21 protein-coding genes are annotated in these 18,785 nt (G+C 71.8%); 4 read left to right on the forward strand and 17 right to left on the reverse strand.

Going from position 1 to position 18,785, the window contains the following annotated elements:
* The first annotated feature begins 16 nt into the window (after positions 1-16).
* Together ACRWK7_RS18410 and ACRWK7_RS18415 are read left to right on the forward strand one after the other, a co-directional pair.
* Entirely contained in the window at positions 17-256 is a 240-nt protein-coding gene (locus tag ACRWK7_RS18410; RefSeq protein WP_431857738.1) for a hypothetical protein, read from the forward strand.
* Between the two features lie 162 nt (positions 257-418).
* On the forward strand, positions 419-634 hold the full coding sequence (locus tag ACRWK7_RS18415) for a hypothetical protein (RefSeq protein ID WP_431857739.1): 216 nt from the start codon (positions 419-421) through the stop codon (positions 632-634).
* A gap of 97 nt (positions 635-731) precedes the next feature.
* Here ACRWK7_RS18415 and ACRWK7_RS18420 read toward each other — a convergent pair whose 3' ends face one another.
* A complete protein-coding gene (locus tag ACRWK7_RS18420) occupies positions 732-1,214 on the reverse strand; it encodes an N-acetyltransferase family protein (RefSeq protein ID WP_431857740.1) in 483 nt (160 codons plus the stop codon).
* Between the two features lie 100 nt (positions 1,215-1,314).
* On the opposite strand from ACRWK7_RS18420, the gene ACRWK7_RS18425 reads away from it, so the two are divergent.
* The gene (locus ACRWK7_RS18425) at positions 1,315-2,409 is read left to right on the forward strand and encodes an N-acetyltransferase family protein (protein WP_431857741.1); all 1,095 of its coding nucleotides are present in this window, start codon (positions 1,315-1,317) and stop codon (positions 2,407-2,409) included.
* 295 nt (positions 2,410-2,704) lie between these two features.
* On the opposite strand, the gene ACRWK7_RS18430 is transcribed toward ACRWK7_RS18425, so the two are convergent.
* The 11 genes from ACRWK7_RS18430 to ACRWK7_RS18480 form a co-directional block, all read right to left on the reverse strand.
* A complete protein-coding gene (locus tag ACRWK7_RS18430) occupies positions 2,705-3,757 on the reverse strand; it encodes a glycosyltransferase (protein ID WP_431857742.1) in 1,053 nt (350 codons plus the stop codon).
* 3 nt (positions 3,758-3,760) lie between these two features.
* Positions 3,761-4,684 carry a beta-xylosidase gene (locus tag ACRWK7_RS18435; RefSeq protein ID WP_431857743.1) on the reverse strand — a complete coding sequence of 308 codons (924 nt, stop codon included), beginning with the start codon at positions 4,682-4,684 and terminating at the stop codon, positions 3,761-3,763.
* 15 nt (positions 4,685-4,699) lie between these two features.
* Positions 4,700-5,458 carry a TIGR04290 family methyltransferase gene (locus tag ACRWK7_RS18440; protein WP_431857744.1) on the reverse strand — a complete coding sequence of 253 codons (759 nt, stop codon included), beginning with the start codon at positions 5,456-5,458 and terminating at the stop codon, positions 4,700-4,702.
* A 20-nt stretch (positions 5,459-5,478) separates the two neighbouring features.
* The gene (locus tag ACRWK7_RS18445; protein WP_431857745.1) at positions 5,479-6,219 is read right to left on the reverse strand and encodes a sugar phosphate nucleotidyltransferase; all 741 of its coding nucleotides are present in this window, start codon (positions 6,217-6,219) and stop codon (positions 5,479-5,481) included.
* A 202-nt stretch (positions 6,220-6,421) separates the two neighbouring features.
* Positions 6,422-7,504 carry a CgeB family protein gene (locus tag ACRWK7_RS18450; protein WP_431857746.1) on the reverse strand — a complete coding sequence of 361 codons (1,083 nt, stop codon included), beginning with the start codon at positions 7,502-7,504 and terminating at the stop codon, positions 6,422-6,424.
* Complete coding sequence (locus tag ACRWK7_RS18455; protein ID WP_431857747.1) at positions 7,501-8,115, reverse strand: histidine phosphatase family protein; 615 nt, start codon at positions 8,113-8,115, stop codon at positions 7,501-7,503. The genes ACRWK7_RS18450 and ACRWK7_RS18455 overlap by 4 nt, the downstream gene beginning before the upstream one ends.
* A gap of 4 nt (positions 8,116-8,119) precedes the next feature.
* Complete coding sequence (locus ACRWK7_RS18460; protein ID WP_431857748.1) at positions 8,120-9,217, reverse strand: inositol-3-phosphate synthase; 1,098 nt, start codon at positions 9,215-9,217, stop codon at positions 8,120-8,122.
* Between the two features lie 124 nt (positions 9,218-9,341).
* The gene (locus ACRWK7_RS18465; protein ID WP_431857749.1) at positions 9,342-10,643 is read right to left on the reverse strand and encodes a hydroxyacid-oxoacid transhydrogenase; all 1,302 of its coding nucleotides are present in this window, start codon (positions 10,641-10,643) and stop codon (positions 9,342-9,344) included.
* Between the two features lie 64 nt (positions 10,644-10,707).
* Positions 10,708-11,466 carry a DUF72 domain-containing protein gene (locus ACRWK7_RS18470; RefSeq protein WP_431857750.1) on the reverse strand — a complete coding sequence of 253 codons (759 nt, stop codon included), beginning with the start codon at positions 11,464-11,466 and terminating at the stop codon, positions 10,708-10,710.
* 68 nt (positions 11,467-11,534) lie between these two features.
* Positions 11,535-12,047: a DUF4405 domain-containing protein gene (locus tag ACRWK7_RS18475; protein ID WP_431857751.1), complete on the reverse strand. Its 513-nt coding sequence runs from the start codon at positions 12,045-12,047 to the stop codon at positions 11,535-11,537.
* 113 nt (positions 12,048-12,160) lie between these two features.
* Entirely contained in the window at positions 12,161-12,493 is a 333-nt protein-coding gene (locus tag ACRWK7_RS18480; RefSeq protein ID WP_431857752.1) for a hypothetical protein, read from the reverse strand.
* 225 nt (positions 12,494-12,718) lie between these two features.
* On the opposite strand from ACRWK7_RS18480, the gene ACRWK7_RS18485 reads away from it, so the two are divergent.
* Positions 12,719-13,990, forward strand: coding sequence for a lytic murein transglycosylase (locus ACRWK7_RS18485; RefSeq protein WP_431857753.1), 1,272 nt, complete (start codon positions 12,719-12,721; stop codon positions 13,988-13,990).
* 110 nt (positions 13,991-14,100) lie between these two features.
* Here the strand turns inward: ACRWK7_RS18485 and ACRWK7_RS18490 are convergent, their stop codons facing one another.
* Genes ACRWK7_RS18490 through ACRWK7_RS18510 form a run of 5 tightly spaced genes read right to left on the reverse strand, consistent with a single transcriptional unit; the run spans position 14,101 to position 18,715 of the window.
* Positions 14,101-14,520: a secondary thiamine-phosphate synthase enzyme YjbQ gene (locus ACRWK7_RS18490; protein WP_431857754.1), complete on the reverse strand. Its 420-nt coding sequence runs from the start codon at positions 14,518-14,520 to the stop codon at positions 14,101-14,103.
* A complete protein-coding gene (locus ACRWK7_RS18495) occupies positions 14,517-15,440 on the reverse strand; it encodes a DUF4340 domain-containing protein (RefSeq protein ID WP_431857755.1) in 924 nt (307 codons plus the stop codon). The genes ACRWK7_RS18490 and ACRWK7_RS18495 overlap by 4 nt, the downstream gene beginning before the upstream one ends.
* Before the next feature lie 4 nt (positions 15,441-15,444).
* On the reverse strand, positions 15,445-17,247 hold the full coding sequence (locus tag ACRWK7_RS18500) for a GldG family protein (RefSeq protein ID WP_431857756.1): 1,803 nt from the start codon (positions 17,245-17,247) through the stop codon (positions 15,445-15,447).
* The gene (locus ACRWK7_RS18505; protein ID WP_431857757.1) at positions 17,247-17,984 is read right to left on the reverse strand and encodes an ABC transporter permease subunit; all 738 of its coding nucleotides are present in this window, start codon (positions 17,982-17,984) and stop codon (positions 17,247-17,249) included. The genes ACRWK7_RS18500 and ACRWK7_RS18505 overlap by 1 nt, the downstream gene beginning before the upstream one ends.
* Entirely contained in the window at positions 17,981-18,715 is a 735-nt protein-coding gene (locus ACRWK7_RS18510; RefSeq protein ID WP_431857758.1) for an ABC transporter ATP-binding protein, read from the reverse strand. Before ACRWK7_RS18510 ends, ACRWK7_RS18505 begins: the two co-directional genes overlap by 4 nt.
* Positions 18,716-18,785 lie beyond the last annotated feature (70 nt).

The following is an 18,785-nucleotide window of genomic DNA, read 5'->3' on the forward strand; positions in this document are numbered from 1 at the left end:
AACGCCGGAGGCTGCCATGGGCTCGTTCGCTGCGGACACCGTCACGGAAACCGTTAAGGCCTACATCGCGCGCAACCGGGTGGCGGAGATGCTGGCGCGCGGCTGGACCATCCTCGGCCCCGGCGGCGAGGGCATGATGCTGATGGAGGGGCCGGACCCCGACCTGTGCGAGCCGGAATCCTTGGAATCCCTCACCCAACCGCTGGTCGGCCGGGCGTGGCTGCGCGCTATGGAGCGCCTGGAAGAGGCGGCATAGATCGCATAGTATTACCACCTACGAGTAATCGTCCAATATACGACTTTGCTCAGCGGAGTAATTCCCAAGATACGACCCGCCGCCTAGGCTTGTTAGTAAGTCGTTAACTGTTCTGGCCGCTTAATGGCTTCATCGACGCACACCCACCGATGGAGCTTCCCGATGGCCTACTCTTCCGCTAACCGCCGCGTTCAGTCCGCTTCTCTGACCCACATGGCGCTTTTGGATGAGTTCATTCGGATTACCAAGGACAAGCTGGGTACCCAGGACGATGCGTTCGTCCGCGACAGCCTTGGCGACCTGCTGCTGACCCTGCGCGACGAGCGCGACGGCTACGCCCGTCTGGTCGAGATGCCGGCCCTCGAAGAGGCGGCGTGATCGCCGGGAAGCGATGCGGTGGGCGCGGCACCGCTTCCTCTGGATGGTTCAGCGGTTACAGCGCCCCCTTCCGCCCGATCCGCCGGAGGCCGGGCCGTCAGGCCTCCTCCGCCAGCGCGTGCAGCGCGTCCCCCGTCAGGCGGTACGGCAGCCATTCCTCCATCTGCTTGAAGCCGATGCGGTCGTAGAAGCCGCGCGCCGGGTTCCAGTTCAGCACGCTGAGGTCCACCCGCTTGCAGCCGCGCTCGACGGCGCGCCGCGCCACCGCGGCCAGCAGCGTGCGGCCGACGCCGAACTTGCGGGCGTGCGGCTGCACGTACAGGTCCTCGACGAACAGGCCGGCGCGGCCTTCCCAGGTCGAGTAGTTGCGGAAGGTCAGCGCGAAGCCGACCGGCACGCCGTCCAGCTCGGCCATCAGCGCCTCGAACACCGCGTCCGGCCCCCAGCCGTCGCGGCGCACGTCGTCCACGGTGGCCTTCACCGCGTGCGGCTCGCGCTCGAACTCCGCCAGCTCCTTGACAAAGCCGAGGATGGCCGCGGCGTCGGCCTCCACGGCCGGGCGGATGGTGACGGTGGGCATGCTGTGTCTCTCCCTGATTTTTCGGGCCGGACGATAGCCGGACGGTGGTCCCCCGACAACGCGCTTTGCGTCCGCCCTGCCCTGCGGGTGTAATGGGCGCATGCCCGCCGCGATCGCCATCCACCCCGCCCGCCCCGACGAGGCGCGCGCCCTGCTCGCCCTGACGGAGGCGGTGAACGCCGCGTCCCCCTACACGCTGCACGCCGCCGGCGAGCGGCCGTCCTGGCACGCCGGCGCCAACCCGGCGGAGGACCTCGCGGCGTTCCTGGCGCCCGGCCTCAACGTGGTGCTGGTGGCGGCGGTGGACGGCCGCCCGGCCGGCGCGCTGATCGCCACCGGCGGGCGCTTCCAAAGGAACTGCGGCGTGGCGACGGTGGCGCTCGGCGTGCTGCCGCGCCAGCAGGGGCGCGGCGCCGGCACCCGGCTGCTGGCCGAGGCCGAGGCCTGGGCGCGCAGCCGCGGCCTGCACCGGCTGGAGCTGACGGTGGCCGCGCCCAACCGGCGGGCGCACGCGCTGTACCGCCGCCTGGGCTACCGGGACGAGGGGCGGCTGCGCGAATCCCTGTGCTTCGGCGGAACCTTCTGCGACGAGATCGTGATGGCGAAGGATCTCGGCCCGACCGAGGTGCCGGAGTGGGGGCCGCTGTTGCTGGACTCGCTCCCGGCGGCGGAACTCGCCGGCCTGACGGTGCGCGAGGCGCAGACCGGCGACGCCGCGGCCTACACCGCCTACGATCAGGCGGTGCGGCGGGAGACCCCGTTCCTGCTGCGCACCGCGGACGAGGGGCTGACCACGGTCATCGCGGCGCGGCGCTTCCTCGCCGGGCAGGGGCTGGACCCGCAGCGCACGACCATCGTGGCTGCGGTCGGGGCGGCGGTCGGGGCGGAACTGGCCGGCACCGTCTCGGTGTGGTTCGGCGGCTCGCAGCGCACCGCGCACGAGGCCAGCCTCGGCATGGCGGTGCGGCAGGAATACTGGGCGAGCGGTGTCGGCAAGCGCCTGATGGCGGCGGCCGAGGCGTGGGCGCGCGGACGCGGCGCGCACCGGCTCTCGCTGTGGGTGCTCGGCCCCAACCTGCGGGCACGGCGCTTCTACGCCGCGTGCGGCTTCCAGGAGGAGGCGGTGTGCCGGCGCTACGCCCTCATCGACGGGCGCTTCGCCGACCATGTGGCGATGGGGAAGATTCTGGGGTGAGGCTTTCCTTGAAAACTCAGAGTGCTTCCGTCATCCCCGCGAAGGCGCTACGGTATGCACACATATTGCGGAGCGGTAAGCCGCTGGAAATATAGAAGATTTTCCGTCATCCCCGCGAAGGCGGGGATCCATAAGTTCCACAGTCGCACGCTTAGGGAGTTATGGATCCCCGCCTTCGCGGGGATGACGGCTAAGTTGTTGACCTGGCTAAAGTCCCGCACCGCAACATGTGTGCATACCGTAGCGCGAAGGCGGGGATGACGTCCAAAAGGTCTCCCAAGGTGTAAAACCCAACCTACGCCACCCCCGCCGCCCGCGCCTCCCCCACCGCCAGCTGCTCGTACAGCGCCAGGTACCGCGCCGCCATGCGCTCCTCGGAATGGCGGCTGCGGGCGGCGGCGCGGCAGGCGTCGGGGTCGAGGCGTTCGGCGGCGGCGATCGCCTCGGCCATCTCCGGCACGTCCTTCACCAGGAACCCGGTCACCCCCGGCTCGATCACGCCGGCCAGCGGCCCATCCGCGAACCCCACCACCGGGGTGCCGCAAGCCAGCGCCTCCTGCGCCGCCACCGCGCCGATCTCCCCATCCCCGCCCGGCGCCAGCAGGCAGCGGGCGGAGCCGAGCAGCCAGCGCTTGCGCGCGAAGCCGATGACGCCCAGGTAGCGGCGCCGGCCGTCCAGGCGGGGCTGGATCTCGGCGCGGAAATAGTCCTGGTTCTCCGGCAGCGAACGCAGCTCGCCGGCCAGCAGGATCTGCATCTCGGCCATGGCCGCGGCGTCGAGCGCCCGATGCAGCCCGGAGCCCGGCGTCACCCGGCCGAGCGCCACGGCGAAGCGCCGCTTCGGCACGCGGATCGCCAGCCGGTCCACCGCCACGCCGGGCTCCAGCGGCGGCAGAAGATGCACGCCGGCGGGCGGCCGCTGCGCCGCCGACACGCCGTGCAGCCACGTCGCCGGGCGCGCCGGGCTCAGCGCGGCGGGCGGATAGGCGTCGAGCGGCCGATGCAGCGTCGCCAGCACCGGCACGCCGGCCGGCGGCAGGTGGTCGTGGAAGTCGGCGCCGTGCAGGTGCACCAGATCGACCGGCGTGCGGCCGACGGCGTCGGCGACCATGGCGCGCACCCGGCGGTTCACCGCGGCGCGCGCCCCGTCGTCCAGGGAGCCGCGCACCGGCGGCAGCGCGATCAGCTCCCCGGCCACGCGCGAGCCGTCCGGGCCGATCACCAGCGAGCGATGCCCCGCGCGGACCAGCGCCGCGTCGAGGGCCGCCACCGCCGCCTCCGCCCCGTCGGCCCCCTCATGGCCGACCGGAGCGAAGGGCGACGCGACGTTGAGAACGGTGAGCGTCATGACTCACCGCGCCACGGCGGGAGACAACGCCGGCGCCCGCGCCGGGGCATAGCGGCGCACCATCTCGGCGCAGAATTCCGCGAAGTCCTCCTTGGCCTTGGGCGGGCTGGTGTGGTGCGGCTCGATCCCCATGTGCTCGGGCGTGAAGCAGAAGGTGACGGTGACGTCGAAGTCGGCCAGCGCCTCCATCTGCCGGTCGAACCAGTCCAGCGCCCCCTCGCGGTAATAGTCGGCCCAGCTCAGGCCGGTGCGCAGGTAGGTGACGCCCAGGTCCTTCATCCAGCGCACGCCCTCGTCCAGGCGGTGGTCCTGGAAGTGGAACCACTGGCAGAGCCCCAGATCGGGCGTGTGCTTGCGGAACTCGTCCAGCGCCGGCTTCGGCGTGCCGTCCTCGCGGATCAGGCCCATGTAGAAGTGCCGGTAGTAGGAGGAGCCCTCGGCCTCCTTGTGCCGGGTCGTCGCCGGCCAGGCGCGGGGCAGGTCGAACAGGCTGTACCAGTGGACGCGCGGGGCGCGCCCCTTCAGCAGCTCGGCGGTGCGCTGCACGCCGAAGACCTGCACCTCCTCCGCGCCGAAGGTGGAGACGCCGACCTCCGACACCCACAGCGGCAGGTCGGTGACCGCCTGGATCTCCTTCAGCTTGTCCGGCCAGTCCTTCAGCTGCCAGTGGTTCCAGTCCAGCGGGAAGCCGTGCACCGCCACGGCGTCGAGCTTGTCCAGCACGCCCTGGCGCTTCATGTTCTCAATGAACGCCGGGTCGATGGGCGAGATGCCGCCGAGCACCTGCGGCAGGTCCGGGTTGGCCTCGCGGATGGCGTCGGCCGCGCACTTGATCATCTCGGCGAACTGGACCCACTCCGGATCGATCGGGAAGTCCCAGTGGGACTTGTTGTTCGGCTCGTTCCAGAGCATCACCGCTTCGATCATTCCCCCGCCCCCTCCTCAAGCCCCACGCGTCGGATAGACCGGCGCCGCCCAGTGCGAGCGTTCGCCGACACGGCAGACGAAGACCTCCTCCTCCGGGTGGTCAATCACCTGGAACCCGGCCGAGCGCAGCATCGCCTCGGCGCAGGCCCGGTTCGGGACCCACCAGTTTGTTTCGTCGCCGCAATATTTATTTTCAATAAAAGCCATCCGCGGGTAACCCGGGCGTTCGAAGTGCTCCGCCGCGCTGAAGGGATAATCGGGTTCCACCGGCTCCACCTCCTGCGTGCCGCGCAGCATGGACTGGAAGAGCAGGAGGTCGCCCGCGACATGCTCGCGGATGAGGTCGAGCGCCAGCAGGGGATGGCGCAGGTGGTAGAGCACCCCCATGAAGATGACGAGGTCGAACCTCTCCTTCAGCGCCGCCACGTCGTAGACGGACAGCTTGGCGAATTCGATGTCCGCGCCCATCACCTCGGCGGCGAACTTCGCCTGGGCGAGGTAGGCGTCGTCGTAGTCCACCGCCACCACCCGCTCGGCGCCGCGCCGCTTCATCTCAAGCGCGTAGAAGCCGCCGTTGCAGCCGATGTCCAGCACCGACCGGCCGGTCAGGTCGGCCGGGATGGCGTGGGCGAAGCGCTGCCACTTGATGCGCGGGTAGTCGCCCAGGAAATGGTCGGGCGCGGTCTGCACGCCCTTGAGGTCGAGGTTGTGGAACCACTGGCCAAGCTCGCGGACGCGCCGCTCGATCTGATCGGGAGCGAGGTCGGAACTCACGATGTCGGTCTCCTTCGCTGTCATTCCGCCGCTTCGGATAAGGCGTTGCTGAGCAGGCCGATGGCCGCCCGGTAGCCGCGCACCGTGCCGACGTCCACGTACGAGGTGCCGGCGCGCACCCCGACCGCATCGCCGCCCCGGGCGATCCAGGCGTTGACCAGGGTGCCCATGTACTCGTCCTGCCGCCCGCGCTCGAGCCACAGGCGGTGCAGGTCGTGGAACACCGCGCCCGGCATCTTGAAGGCGCCCCAGATCCAGTTGGTGGAGGCGTGCGGGCTCTTGACCTGGATCTCCAGCACGCGGTCGTGCCCGTCGGTCACCACGGCGTCGAAGACCTGCGGCTGCTCCACTGGGAACAGCAGGAAGGAGAGCCGGTCGTCGGGCAGCGCGGCCAGCGCGTCCTCGGGGAACCACACCGTGTCGGGCAGGCCGATCATCACCGGCTCGCTCGGGTGGACGAGGTGCAGCGCGCGGAACAGAGCGTCGCACAGCCCCCCCGGGCGCGGCTGCACCACGTAGGCCATGGCGGCGTCGCCGTAATGGTCGCCGTAGTACTGCAGGATGTCGAACTTCCCCGGCGCGATGACGAAGGCGATCTTGTCGGCGCCGCCCCTCACCATGCGGTCGACGAGGTACTCGCTGACCGCCCGCGGCCGTTCGGTGCCGCCGTCGAACCGGCTGCCGACCGGCAGCAGTTCCTTGGAGAAGGCGAGCGGCTGGATGCGCGTGCCGCTGCCGGCCGCCGGTATGATGCCCCACATGTCACGTGCCTCCCGCCATTCTTCGGCTGCATTTGCCCCCTCCCCATCCCTTCCCCGCTCTCGGCGGATCCAAAGGATCCGCCTGCCGCGTCAGCGCAAGCTTCGCTTGCGCGAGAGCGTTGCGGTGGAGGGGGCAGAGCGGCGGAGTTCCCTCCACCGCGCAGCGGGGGAGGGTTAGGGAGGGGGCAAACGACGCGTGCACTCACATCCCCCCCGCCCGCGTGCCGGCGGCTTCCAGCGCGTTGCGCAGGTCGGTGACGCGGCGGTCGGCGGTGTGCTCGGCCAGCGTGCGCTCGCGCGCCCGGCGGGCCATCTGCTCGACGTGGGCGCGCGGCAGGGCCAGCGCCGTGGTCACGTCGTCGGTCTCGCGCGCCACCAGGATCTCGTGGCCCGGCTCGAAGAAGCCGTCGAGCCCGTCGAAATGGTCGGAGATGATCGGCACGCCGCAGGCCGCCGCCTCGAACAGCCGGCCGGACGGGCACCAGCCCATGCGCTTCATGGCGCCGCGCGTGACGTTCAACGTGAAGCGCGAGGAGCAGAAGAAGGCCGGGTGCTCGGAGGGCGGCAGGTGGCGGACGAAGAACAGGTTGGGCGTCCACGGGAAGTCGTGCGGGTACTGCGCACCGCCGATGAGGAAGCGCCGCCGCGGCAGCCGGCGCGCCGGTTCGAGGAACAGGAGCTCCAGCGTCTCCTGACGGTCCTCGGCGTAGGTGCCGAGGTAGGACAGGTCGGACATGTAGCTCTCGACCATCGGCACCGGCCGGTGCACCTCCGGATCCACCCAGCCGTACAGCGGCAGCGCCACCCTGGCGCCGAGGCGCTCGCGCAGCTCGGTCAGCGCCTGCCCGCCGGTGTAGCTGAGCACGAGGTCGAAACCGCCAAGCCCGTCCGGCGGCAGGTAGGCCGGCCGCTCGCCGGCCGACAGCCGCGCCAGGGTCACCGGCGTGTCGAGGTCGTAGAAGACCTTGCGCTGCGCCTTGGAGCCCAGCACGAGGTCCGACGCCGCCACCCCGTCCGGGCAGTAGGAGGTGACCATCGCCACGTCGGCGTCGGCGACCTGCGCCTCGGCGTGCCTGGCGATGCCGTCCCAGTCCGGATAGAGCACCAGGTCGCAGCCGGGAATCTCCCAGCAGTCGCGGTGCTCGGCGTAGTAGGGCACGTCGCGCTCGAAGAACACCACCCGGTGCCCCCGATGCACCAGCGCCTTGACCATGCCGCGCCACAGCGTGGCGTGGCCGTTGCCCCAGGAGGAGCTGATGGTGAGTCCGAAGATGACGATTTTCATGGCGACGCCGCGATGCCTCCGTCCCCGATGGTCAGGTTGACCCGCTCGACCCGCGGACCCCAACCGTCGATAGAAAGAACGCTCACGGAGCCGGGATAGACCTCCAGCCGAAGAAAAAGATCGATGGGCACACCAAGGTAGTAGGCGAGAGCCGCGCGGATCGGGTCGCCGTGGCTGACCAGCGCATGGGTCCCCTCCGGGTCGCGGTCGCACAGGTCGTTGATGAAGCCGCACATCCGCGCCTGCACCGCGGCGATGGTCTCGCCGCCCGGCGCCCGCGCCCGGCCCCGCGACCCGTTCCAGCGCCGCCACGCCGGGTCGTTCTCCAGGTCGGCGAAGTCCCGGCCCTCCCAGGCGCCGAAGTCCACCTCCAGCAGCGCGTCGGCGGCCTGCACCGTCAGGCCGTGCGGGCGGGCGATGGGCTCGGCGGTCTGGCGGGTGCGCGGCAGCGGGCTGGACCACACGCCGTCCACCCGCCGGCCGGCGTACCAGCGGCCCAGCGCCTCGGCCTGCCGGACGCCGTCGGCGTTCAGCGGCACCGGCATGCGCCCGGCGAGCCCCCGCGCGACCCAGTCATGGTCGGTGTGGCGGATGAGGTGGATGGAGGTCATCCGCCTAGCAGGGGTCGCCGGACTCGATGAAGCGCTCGGTGCGCAGCCGCGCCTCGGCGTCGGTGAACTGCACCGGCGGCGACTTCATGAAGTACGAGGACGGCCCCTCCAGCGGCCCGCCGATGCCGCGGTCGAGCGCCAGCTTGGCGCAGCGCACCGCGTCGATCACCACGCCGGCGGAGTTCGGGCTGTCCCACACCTCGAGCTTCAGGTCGATGCTCATCGGCGCGCCGCCGAAGGCCGTGGCCTCCAGGCGGATGTGCGCCCACTTGCGGTCGTCGAGCCAGGGCACGTGGTCGCTCGGCCCGATGTGGCAGTCGCCCTTGGGCAGATCGTGGCCGACCTGGCTGGTGACCGCCTGCGTCTTGGATATCTTCTTGGACTCCAGCCGCTCGCGCTCCAGCATGTTGAGGAAGTCGGTGTTGCCGCCGAAGTTCAGCTGATAGGTGCGATCCAGCCGCACGCCGCGCTCGCGCATCAGGTTGGCCAGCACGCGGTGCACGATGGTGGCGCCGACCTGGGACTTGATGTCGTCGCCGACGATGGGCAGCCCCCTCTCGGCGAAGCGCCGCGCCCAGCCCTCGTCCGACGCGATGAACACCGGGATGCAGTTGACGAAGCCGCACCCCGCCTCCAGCGCGCGCTCGGCGTACCAGCGCGTCGCCTGCTCCGAGCCGACCGGCAGGTAGGAGACCACCACGTCGGTGCGCGTGCGCTTGAGGATCGCCGTCACGTCCTCCGCCTCGGCCGAGGACTCCTCGACGAAGCCGGTGAGGTACTTGCCGAACCCGTCCAGCGTCGGCCCGCGGTGCACCGGCACGCCCTGGTGCGGCACCTCGGCGAAGCGCAGCGTGTTGTTGGGCGCGGCGAACACCGCCTCCGACAGGTCGCGCCCGACCTTGGAGGCGGCGACGTCGAAGGCGGCGGCGAAGGTCACGTCGCCGACGTGGTAGCCGCCGAGACGGACGTGCATCAGCCCCGGCACCTCGGCGTCGTCGGGTGCTGCGCGGTAGTGCTGAACGCCCTGCACCAGGGCCGAGGCGCAGTTGCCGACGCCGACGACCGCCACCCGGACCTTGCCGCCCTTGCCCATGCCCGTCATCGCCCCTCCACCTCGCGCGTAGAGCCGCGGGGTTTCGCGGCATTTGCCGAGGAAACGAGGGGAATGACCGCGGGTTCCGCGCACCGGCCGGATGGGTGCGCGGCGTCCCATGCGGAAGGGCGGTTTACCAGTACGCCATGGCGTCGGCGTACAGCCCGCGCAGGTCGTCTTCGCTCACCGGACACGGCGCGATGGAGAGCAGGCGCTGCTGCGCCATGGCGCCCCTGACCAAACCGGGTATGTCGTCTGAACCGTAGCCCAGCGCCGACAGCCCGTTCGGCAGGTGGGTCGCACGCATCAGTTCGACCAGCCGGTCGGCGAGGACGGCGCCGGCCTCGTCGGGGGCGGCGGCGCGCACGTCGGCGCCCAGCGCCTCGGCGGCGCGGCGGTGCGCCTCGGCGGCGGACGGGCCGGTGAAGCGGAAGGCCGCCGGGGCGTTGAGGACCACCGAGATGCCGTGCGGCACCATCGGGTCGGCCTTCTCGTAACCACTCGCCACGAAGCTGTGGTTCATGCCGGCCACCGAATAGGACATGGCGTGCGGGATGTGCACCCCGGCGTTGCCGAAGGCCAGGCCGGCCAGCGTGGCGCCCCACATCAGGCCGTCGCGCGCCTCATGGTCGTCCGGGTCGTTCACGGCACGCTCCAGGTACAGGCCGCCGAGGCGGATCGCCTGCAGGCTGCCCATGTCCGACCAGGGGTTGGCGCCCTGGTAGGGCGGGCGCTCGGCGCTGGTGGCCGGGCGCGGGCGGCTGCGATAGGGGCGCGCGGTGTGCGATTCGATGGCGTGCGTCAGCACGTCGAAGCCGGTCGCCGCCACCACGCCGGGCGGCAGGCTGTAGGTGGTCGTCGGGTCCACCACCGACATGGTCGGTCGCAGGAACTTGGACGAGATGCCGGTCTTCACCTTCATCTCGACGTGGTCGAAGATCGCCACGCCGGTGGTCTCGCTGCCGGTGCCGCAGGTGGTGGGGCACGCGATGTGCGGCTTCACCGGTCCGGGCACCGGGCGTCCCTCGCCCAGCGGCTTGTTGACGTAGGCTAGGAAGTCGGCGGGGTGCGTGGCGTAGAGGTTGGCCGCCTTGGCCGTGTCGATCACCGAGCCGCCGCCGATGGAGATGAAGCCGTCGAACTTGCCGTCGCGGGCGAAGTCGGCGGCCTCCAGGAACGAGGCGCTGGTCGGCTCGACCCGGCAGCGGTCGTAGACCACCGCGTCCACCCCCTCGCGCTTCAGCGAGTCGAGGGCGTGGCGGACCGGTTCGGTGTCCGCCACGTGCGGGTCGGTGAACAGCGCCACGCGCTGCAGGCGCAGGTTCCGCGCGTCCATGCCCAGCTCGGCCAGCATGCCCGGCCCGAACTTCATGGACGAGGCCTCGACGGTGAAGCCGCGTTCCCCCTGCGGGTCGATGGGATGGGCGGTGGCCATGCGCTGGTGCTCCCGGGCTATTTGTTTGGTTGGCCAACATGGGAGCGCGGGCACGCCCCCGCTGTCAACCCGTCAGCCTGGCCGCCAGCCTGGCCGCCAGCCGGGAGAGCACGTCCAGCGCGTCGGCCGTGGCGTGGCCGAGCGCGGTGTTGTCGAAGATGCACCACGCCGGCTGGCGCGCCGCCTCGACGGCCAGGGTGGCGGCGACGCGCTCCAGTTCGGCGGGCGGGTACGGGGAATGGTAGATCTCCGGCGCGCCGTGCAGGCGCCAGTACAGCAGCCCGTCCCAGCCGCCCGGTTCCGCCGCGTCCGGAACCGGGGCCGGGTCGGCGGCGACGCGGGTGACGCGGTGCTCCACCAGCAGCCGCTCGGCCGGGCCGGTGAACCAGGAGGCGTGGCGCGGCTCGCACACCACGTCGCCGTCGAAGCGGGCGCGCAGCTCCTCGAAGAAGGCCGACGCCACCTCCGGGTCGAAGCGGCCGGTCGGCGGCAGCTGCACCAGCAGCGGCCCGAGCCGGTCGCCCAGTTCCCCCGCCTCGCCCAGGAAGCGGTCCAGCAGGTCGGCGGCGTTGTTCAGGCGCCGGACGTGGGTGATCGCCTTCGGCACCTTGACGGCGAAACGGAAGCCGGGCGGCGTCGAGGCCGCCCAGCGCGCGTAGGTCTCCGGCTTGTGCGGGCGGTAGAAGGAGCTGTTGATCTCCACGCAGGGCAGCGTGCGGGCGTAGCGCTCCAGATGCGTGCCGACGCCGGGGAAACGGTCGGCGACGGCCTTCGGGACGCTCCACCCGGCGGTGCCGATGAAGACGGGCTTTGAACTCTCCAATCCTGCCCCTCCCTGCCCTTCCGAAGGGCCAACGGGGGCCGCAGGGTCGGAGTTCCGCCCCGGCTTTCCTAGGAGCGGCGCTGCCTGGTCACCAGGAGCGAGGCGACCCCGGCCCCGTTCATGCCGGCCCGGGCGCCGATCTGGGTGAGCGTCTCGCTGGCCGCGGCGTCGATGTTCGCGGTCTTCAGCGTCTGGATGGCGGCCGTGGGCGTCAGGCCCAGCGCCGGAGCCGCCGTCTCCAGGGTGGACGCGGACAGAGCGCGGAAGATCGCGCCGGGGTTGGCGTTCGACGAGGGGGCTCCGGTCATCCCGGTGATGACCACCGAGGCGATCAGGCTGACGGCGAACGCCCCCAGGGCCAGGTTGCGCCGGAAATACTGGAGGAAGGCGGTCCAGTTGCGCACCAGATGCCAGACCGCGATGGCGGAGAAGCCGATGCTCAGCCACTCGTGCGAGAAGCGCACCAGCCCGGCCTGCCAGCGCAGAAGCAGCATGACGCCGGTGACGGTCGAGACGACGAACAGGACGATGGTCACCGGCGTGACGATGGTACGGGACACGGTGCGGAGGGCGGCGGACATGGCTAGGGGCTCGCGTTATGCGTTGAGATCATGCCTCCACCCTAGCGCCGCCGTGTAACCGCTTCGTTTCCGCTGGCTCCGCCCTTTGTAACCGTGGGTAACAGCGGGCCGGTTCAGAACGCCAGTTCCGGTTCCGCCTCCTGGCTGTTCAACTCGGCGAGTTGGCGCGCCATCTCGCGGCGCGCCTTCTCGGCCTCGTAGAGCGGGCGGTACTTGCCGATGAAGCCCTTGCGGCAGGCGCGGTGGAAGCGGTCGGCGGCCGCCCTCCAGTCGTCGCCCGGGCGCACCCAGCTGATGTAGCTGACGCCCGTGCGCGGGTCGGTGCGCAGGTAGCGGCCGCGGCCCTTCTCCCCCCGCACCCACTGGCCGGGGTTCAGCTGCAGGGCGCCGCGCGCCAGCAGCATGGACACCTGCGGCGTCAGCTCGATGGTGGGAAAGTACGGCATGGGTCTCCTCCCGGGGCCGGCTTGCGGGCCGCCCCAGCGTGTCTTTCGGATCGTTTCGGAACGGCTCTAGATATGGGGTTTCAGCCCATTCCGTTCAAGTTTTGTTCACGGATTTCCCTGAGGATTTTCAACGCTCCGGACGCTTTCGCGGTTGAGCCCGGCGGCGTGCGCGCCTACCTTGCGCGGGCATCCCTTCCGGTCCCCTGCCCAGCGTGTTTTTTCTCCATGAAGCATTCCTTCCGCGCCCTGTTCGCCGCCGCGCTCCTGGCCGGCTGCCAGACCACCAACGCGACTCCGGTCACCACCGCCACCGCGGCCGACACGGTCATCGCCGCGCCGTCCGCGCAGCAGCCGCTGAGCTTCCAGGACTGGCTGGCCGGCCTGCGCACCGAGGCACTGGGCCAGGGCATCCGCCCGGCCACCTTCGACCGCGCCTTCGCCCGCGTGCAGCTGCGCGACCGCGTCATCGAGCTGGACTCCAGCCAGCCGGAGTTCGCCCGCCAGCCCTGGCAGTACCTGGACAGCGCGGTGTCCGACCTGCGCGTGCGCAACGGGCGGGAGAAGATCCAGCAGAACGGCGCGCTGCTGAAGCGCATCTCCGCGCGCGCCGGCGTGCCGCCGGAGATCCTGGTGGCGTTCTGGGGCATCGAGACCGACTTCGGGCGCGAGACCGGCGGCTTCCCGGTGGTCGATGCGCTGACCACGCTGGCCTACAAGGGCCGCCGCGCCACGTATTTCCGCACCGAACTGCTGGCGGCGCTGAAGATCCTCGACAGCGGCGACATCGCGCCGGAGCGTATGAGCGGCTCCTGGGCCGGCGCCATGGGCATGACGCAGTTCATGCCGACCATCTTCCTCAAGCACGCCATCGACGAGGACGGCGACGGCCGGCGCGACATCTGGGGCAGCCTGCCGGACGTCTTCGCCTCCACCGCCAAGTTCGTGCTGGCCAACGGCTGGCGCACCGGCGAGCGCTGGGGCGAGGAGGTGACGCTGCCCGCCGACTTCCCGTATGAGCAGGCGGAGCTGACGGTGTCCAAGCCGGTGTCGGAATGGCGGCGCCTCGGCGTGCGGCCGCTGGACGGCGCGGAGCTGGCGGGCGACGGCAACGCTTCGGTGCTGCTGCTGGCGGGGGCGAGCGGGCCGGCCTTCCTGGTGCGCGAGAACTTCCGCGCCATCATGAAGTACAACCCGTCCACCAGCTACGCGCTGGCGGTGGCGCTGCTGGCCGACCGCATGGGCGGGCGGCCCGGCGTCCAGGCCTCCTGGCCGCGCCAGGAACCGGCGCTGAGCCGCGACGAGCGCATCGAGCTGCAGGAACGCCTCGCCACCCTGGGCTTCGAGCCGGGCACCGCGGACGGCATCGTCGGGGCGAACACCCGCAACGCGGTGCGCCGCTTCCAGAAGAGCATCGGCGCGGTGCCGGACGGGTTCGCCACCAAGACGCTGCTGGAGCGGCTGCGGGGGGCGTCGGGGGCGGGGACGACGGCGGGGTGAGCTTCTTTTGCCCCCTCCCCATCCCTCCCCCGCTGCGCGGTGGAGGGGGCAGGCGGCGGAGTTCCCTCCACCTCGAAGAGGGGGAGGGATAGGGAGGGGGCAATAGCGCCCTACTCCCCCATCACATGCGCCACCACCTCGCGCCCGTGCGGGCGCGCCCGGTGCTCGAACAGGTAGATCCCCTGCCACGTACCGAGCGCCATCCGGCCCCCGATCACCGGGATCGACAGCTGCACCGCCGTCAGCGCCGAACGGATGTGCGCCGGCATGTCGTCCGGCCCCTCCATGGTGTGGTCGTAGAGCGACGGGTCCTCCTTCACCAGGCGCTTGAAGAAGCGTTCCAGGTCGGTGCGCACGTCGGGGTCGGCGTTCTCCTGGATGACCAGGGACGCCGAGGTGTGCCGGCAGAACAGCGTCAGCAGCCCGGTGCCGATCCCCGTGCCGGACAGCCAGCGGGCGACCGGGGCGGTGATCTCCACGAGGCCCTGGCCGCGGGTTCCGACCGGCAGAGTGGTGGTGGCCTGTCTCACGACTTTCCCTCCGCAAAGCCCTCGGGCGCGCGGGTCAATGCCCGGCCGGGGGCGTCGAACACCCGGAACCGCCAGCCCGCCCTGTCCCCGAACATCACCCAGGCCTGACCGTCGCGCCGAACCGTGCGCAGCACCAGGGCCGTGCCGTCGAAGCGGCGCACCGTCGTGGTGACCGCGTCCGGCGCCGGGTCGGCCTTCGCCACGTCCTGCGGGACGAGCTGCGCCGCCGCGTCCACCGTCTCCTCGACCAGCGCTGGAACGGCGGGACCCGACGCGGCGAACGGCGCGTCCGGTGCATCCCGCTTGATGAGGACGGTCCGGCCGTCCGGTTGGCGGATCTCCACCGACGCCACCGCGTCGCGCGGGACCCGTGGCAGCGTGGCGTCGATCCAGCGCAGCGGATCGGCCTCGACGGCAAGGTCGGCCCTGACCAGCCAGGACGCCCCCTCCCCCGCCCGCCGGGCGTAGAGCGTGCCGGGCGCGGCGGCCGGCTTGCCGACCACCAGCGCGGCGAGCGGCGTGCCGTCCGCGGCGCGCAGCGTCACGCCGGTGGAGGCGGCGCCGGGAGAGGTCGGATCCTCGACGCGCAGGCGCGGGTGGAGGTCCGGCTGCGCGGTGCGCGGCTCCAGCGTGCGGGCGTTGGCGACCGCCAGCACCAGCGCCTTCACCATGTCGGGATCGGCGCGGTAGCCGTCCTTCTGCCCGACGCCCCAGCCCTCGGCGGTGCGCGCGATGGTGACGCGGGTGCCCTGGCCGACGATCTCCAGCCGGGCGACGTCGTTGACCCGCGCGGCGAGGCCCGGGACCAGCGGCCCCTCCGCCACCGGCGCGGCGCGGCTGCGGACGGCCACCGACCAGCCGGCGGCGGCAACAGTGACGGCGGTCAGCGCCGCCAGGACGATCAGGGATCGCGTGCGCATCGGCTCACTCCCGCACCCGGCGCGCCCGGCGGCGCGCACGCCAGCCGGCGAGGCCGATTGCGCCCACCGCGACCGCCAGCGGCATCGCCGCGATGTTGACCGCCTTGACCGTCGCCTCCAGGTGCTCGATGTCGCGGTTGAGGGTGTGCTGCACGACGCGCAGTTCTTTGCGAATGCGGGCCACCTCGGCGCGGAAGCGGTCGATCTCCGCCTGCTCCTCGGCCGGCAGCAGCGTGCCGGAGCCGGGGCGCGCCTTGGCCTGGATGGCGGACAGGCGCCGCTCGGTGTCGTCGAGCTGGCGGCGCAGCTCCTGCTCGTGCGCCAGCACCTGCTGCCCGGCGGCGCGGCGCAGGTCCTCGACCAGCGTGAACGGCCGGGCCGAACCGGCGCGCCCGCGCAGCCCGATCAGGTCGGCCCCGCCGGCGAGGTTCTCCACCGCGTTCACCACGAAATCGCCGTTGCCGGCGAAGGGCTGCCGCCCGTCGGTCCAGAAGCGGTTCTCCAGCAGGTCGCTGTCGGCGACGACGATCAGGTTGGCCGGCGCCGTGCTCTCCCTGACGCCGTCGCGGTCGGGGAAGGCGGTCCTCAGCCGGCCGCCCACCCGCGCCGCCAACACCTGCACCCGGCCCTGCGGCGCCAGCGAGGCCAGCAGCTTCTCCGGGTCCGGCCGCCCGGCCACCAGCCCCACGTCGGCCAGCTGCCCGGCCGGCGAGGAGGTCAGCAGCGGCGCCAGCGTGACGCCCGCGCCGTCGCGCACGCCCAGGCTGCCCGCGGTGGCGACGTTGACCATACCGAGGTCGGCGGTGACCACGTCGGCGCGGTCGCGCTCCTCGGCGCCCAGCGCCAGCCACGCCGGGTACGGCACGGTGCGCCGCCCGGTGCCGGCGGAGATGGCGAGGCGCGGATCGGCGACGAAGCGTCCCGCGTCCATGGTCAGGCCCCAGGCGTCGAACAGCGCCGGCAGCGTCGCCGCCTTGTCGGCGCCGTGGTCTAGGTCGCTCTCCGCCCAGGGATCGACGAACAGCAGCGCCTTGCCGCCCTTCAGGACGTACTGGTCGATGGCGTGCAGCGTGTCGTCCGACAGGCCGGCGGGCCGGGCGACCAGCAGCACGCTCACCTCCGGGTCCACGGCCGTCAGCGTCGGCGGCAGCAGTCGCACGTCGAACAGCGCGCGCAGCTGCTGGTACACCGCATAGGGCTTGGCGCCGCCGCGCATCGCCTCGGCCAGCCCGCCGGGGCCGAAGGCCAGCGGCATGTCGGTGAGAATGCCGACCACCGGCTTGCGCGTCTCGGTCAGCGTGTGCAGCAGCTTGGTGACGTCGTACTCCAGGAACGCCTCGCGCGCCGGGTCGAGGAAGGGGACGGTCTCCTGCCGGTCGGTGCTGTCGGTGCCGACCAGCCCCAGGTAGAACGGCCGCCCGGTCGCGCGGTCGAGCGGCACCGGCTGCAGGCCGGCCTCGACGGCGCGATCCTCGGCGTCGGAATAGGGCTCGGGGTCGATAACGGTCAGGCGGATACGGCCGTCGGCGCGGGCGGCGATCTCCTCCAGCAGTTCGCGTACGCGCTGGCCGTGGGTGCGCAGCGCCGGGATCTCGTCGGCGAGGGAGGCGGAAAAGTACAAGGTCAGCGCCAGCGGCTCGCGCAGGCCGCCAATCAGGGTGCGCGTGCCGGGCGACAGGGTGTGCCGGCCTTCCGCGGTCAGGTCGAGGCGCGCGTCGCGCAGCGTGTTCTGCGCCAGCACGTTGACCGCCACGAACAGGACGGCGGCGAGGCCCAGCGCGGCGAGGGATCGGGCGGAGCGGCCCATCACCCCACCCCCTTGCGCAGGTCCACGATCAGCGCGTTGGCGAACAGCGCCAGCGCGATCAGCGAGGCGAAGAACACCACGTCGCGCAGGTCGATGACGCCGTCCATGATGGCGGCGAAGCGGGTCAGCACGCTGAACCCCGCCACCGCGTCGACCAGCGCGCGCGGCGCCCAGCCCGCCACGGCGTCCAGCACGATCGGGCTGCCCGCCACCGTCAGCAGCAGGCAGGCCACCACGCCCAGCACGAAGGCGACCACCTGGTTGCGGGTCAGCGCCGACAGCGCCGCGCACACCGCCAGATAGCCGCCGGCCATCAGCAGGCTGCCGACATAGCCGGCCAGCGCCACCCCGTTGTCGGGATGCCCAAGCGCGTTGACGGTCAGCCACACCGGCGCGGTCAGCGCCAGCGCCACCGCGGTGAAGGCCCAGGCCGCCAGGAACTTCCCCACCACCACGGCGCCCAGGCCCAGCGGCAGGGTCAGCAGCAACTCGATGGTGCCGGCGCGGCGCTCCTCCGCCCACAGGCGCATGGCGACCGCCGGCATCAGCACGACGTAGAGCCAGGGGTGGAACTGGAAGAACGGCCGCAGGTCGGCCTGCCCGCGCCCCAGCAGGTCGCCGACGTAGAAGGTGAAGATCCCCGCCAGCAGCAGGAATCCCACGATGAACACGTAGGCCACCGGCGTGGCGAAGTACGCCGCCAGCTCGCGGCGGAAGATCGCGAGGGTCCCCGTCATGCGGCGTTCCCCAGCGTGACGCGGCGGAACAGGGCGTCCAGGCCGCCGGGCGGCGCCTCCAGCTCGCCGAAGCGCCAGCTGGGGCCGTCCGGCGCGCCCTCGGCCAGCACCTTGCCGCGGCCGATGATGAGGGCGCGGGTGCACACCGCCTCCACCTCCTCCAGGATGTGGGTGGACAGGATGATCGCCTTGTCGGCGGCCATGGCGCGGATCAGCCGGCGCACCTCGTGCTTCTGGTTGGGGTCGAGGCCGTCGGTCGGCTCGTCGAGGATCAGCACGTCGGGGTCGTGCAGGATCGCCTGCGCCAGCCCGACGCGGCGGCGGTAGCCCTTGGACAGCGTGTCGATGGGCTGGTGCAGCACGGCGCCGAGGTCGGCCCGCTCCACCGCCCGGCCAATGGCGGCCCGGCCCTTCAGGCCGCGGACGCGGGCGACGAACTCCAGGAAGGCCAGCGGCGTCATGTCCGGGTAGGTCGGCGCCCCCTCGGGCAGGTAGCCGATGCGGCGCTTGGCCGCCAGCGGCTCGGCCTGCACGTCGTGGCCGCAGACGCGGATGCTGCCCGAGGTGGGGGGCAGGAAGCCGGTGATCATCTTCATGGTGGTGGACTTGCCGGCGCCGTTGGGACCGAGGAATCCCAGCACCGTGCCGCGCTCGACCGCGAAGCTGATGCCGTCCACCGCCGCGAACGCGCCGAAGCGCTTCACGAGGCTCTCGATGAGGATCATCGCCATGGGAGTGTCTGCCGTGGTGTGCGATGCGGCATAGTAGTTCGGACAGATGGCCCTGCGATTTCAAGAGGGA

It is taken from the genome of Azospirillum sp. (assembly GCF_050789165.1).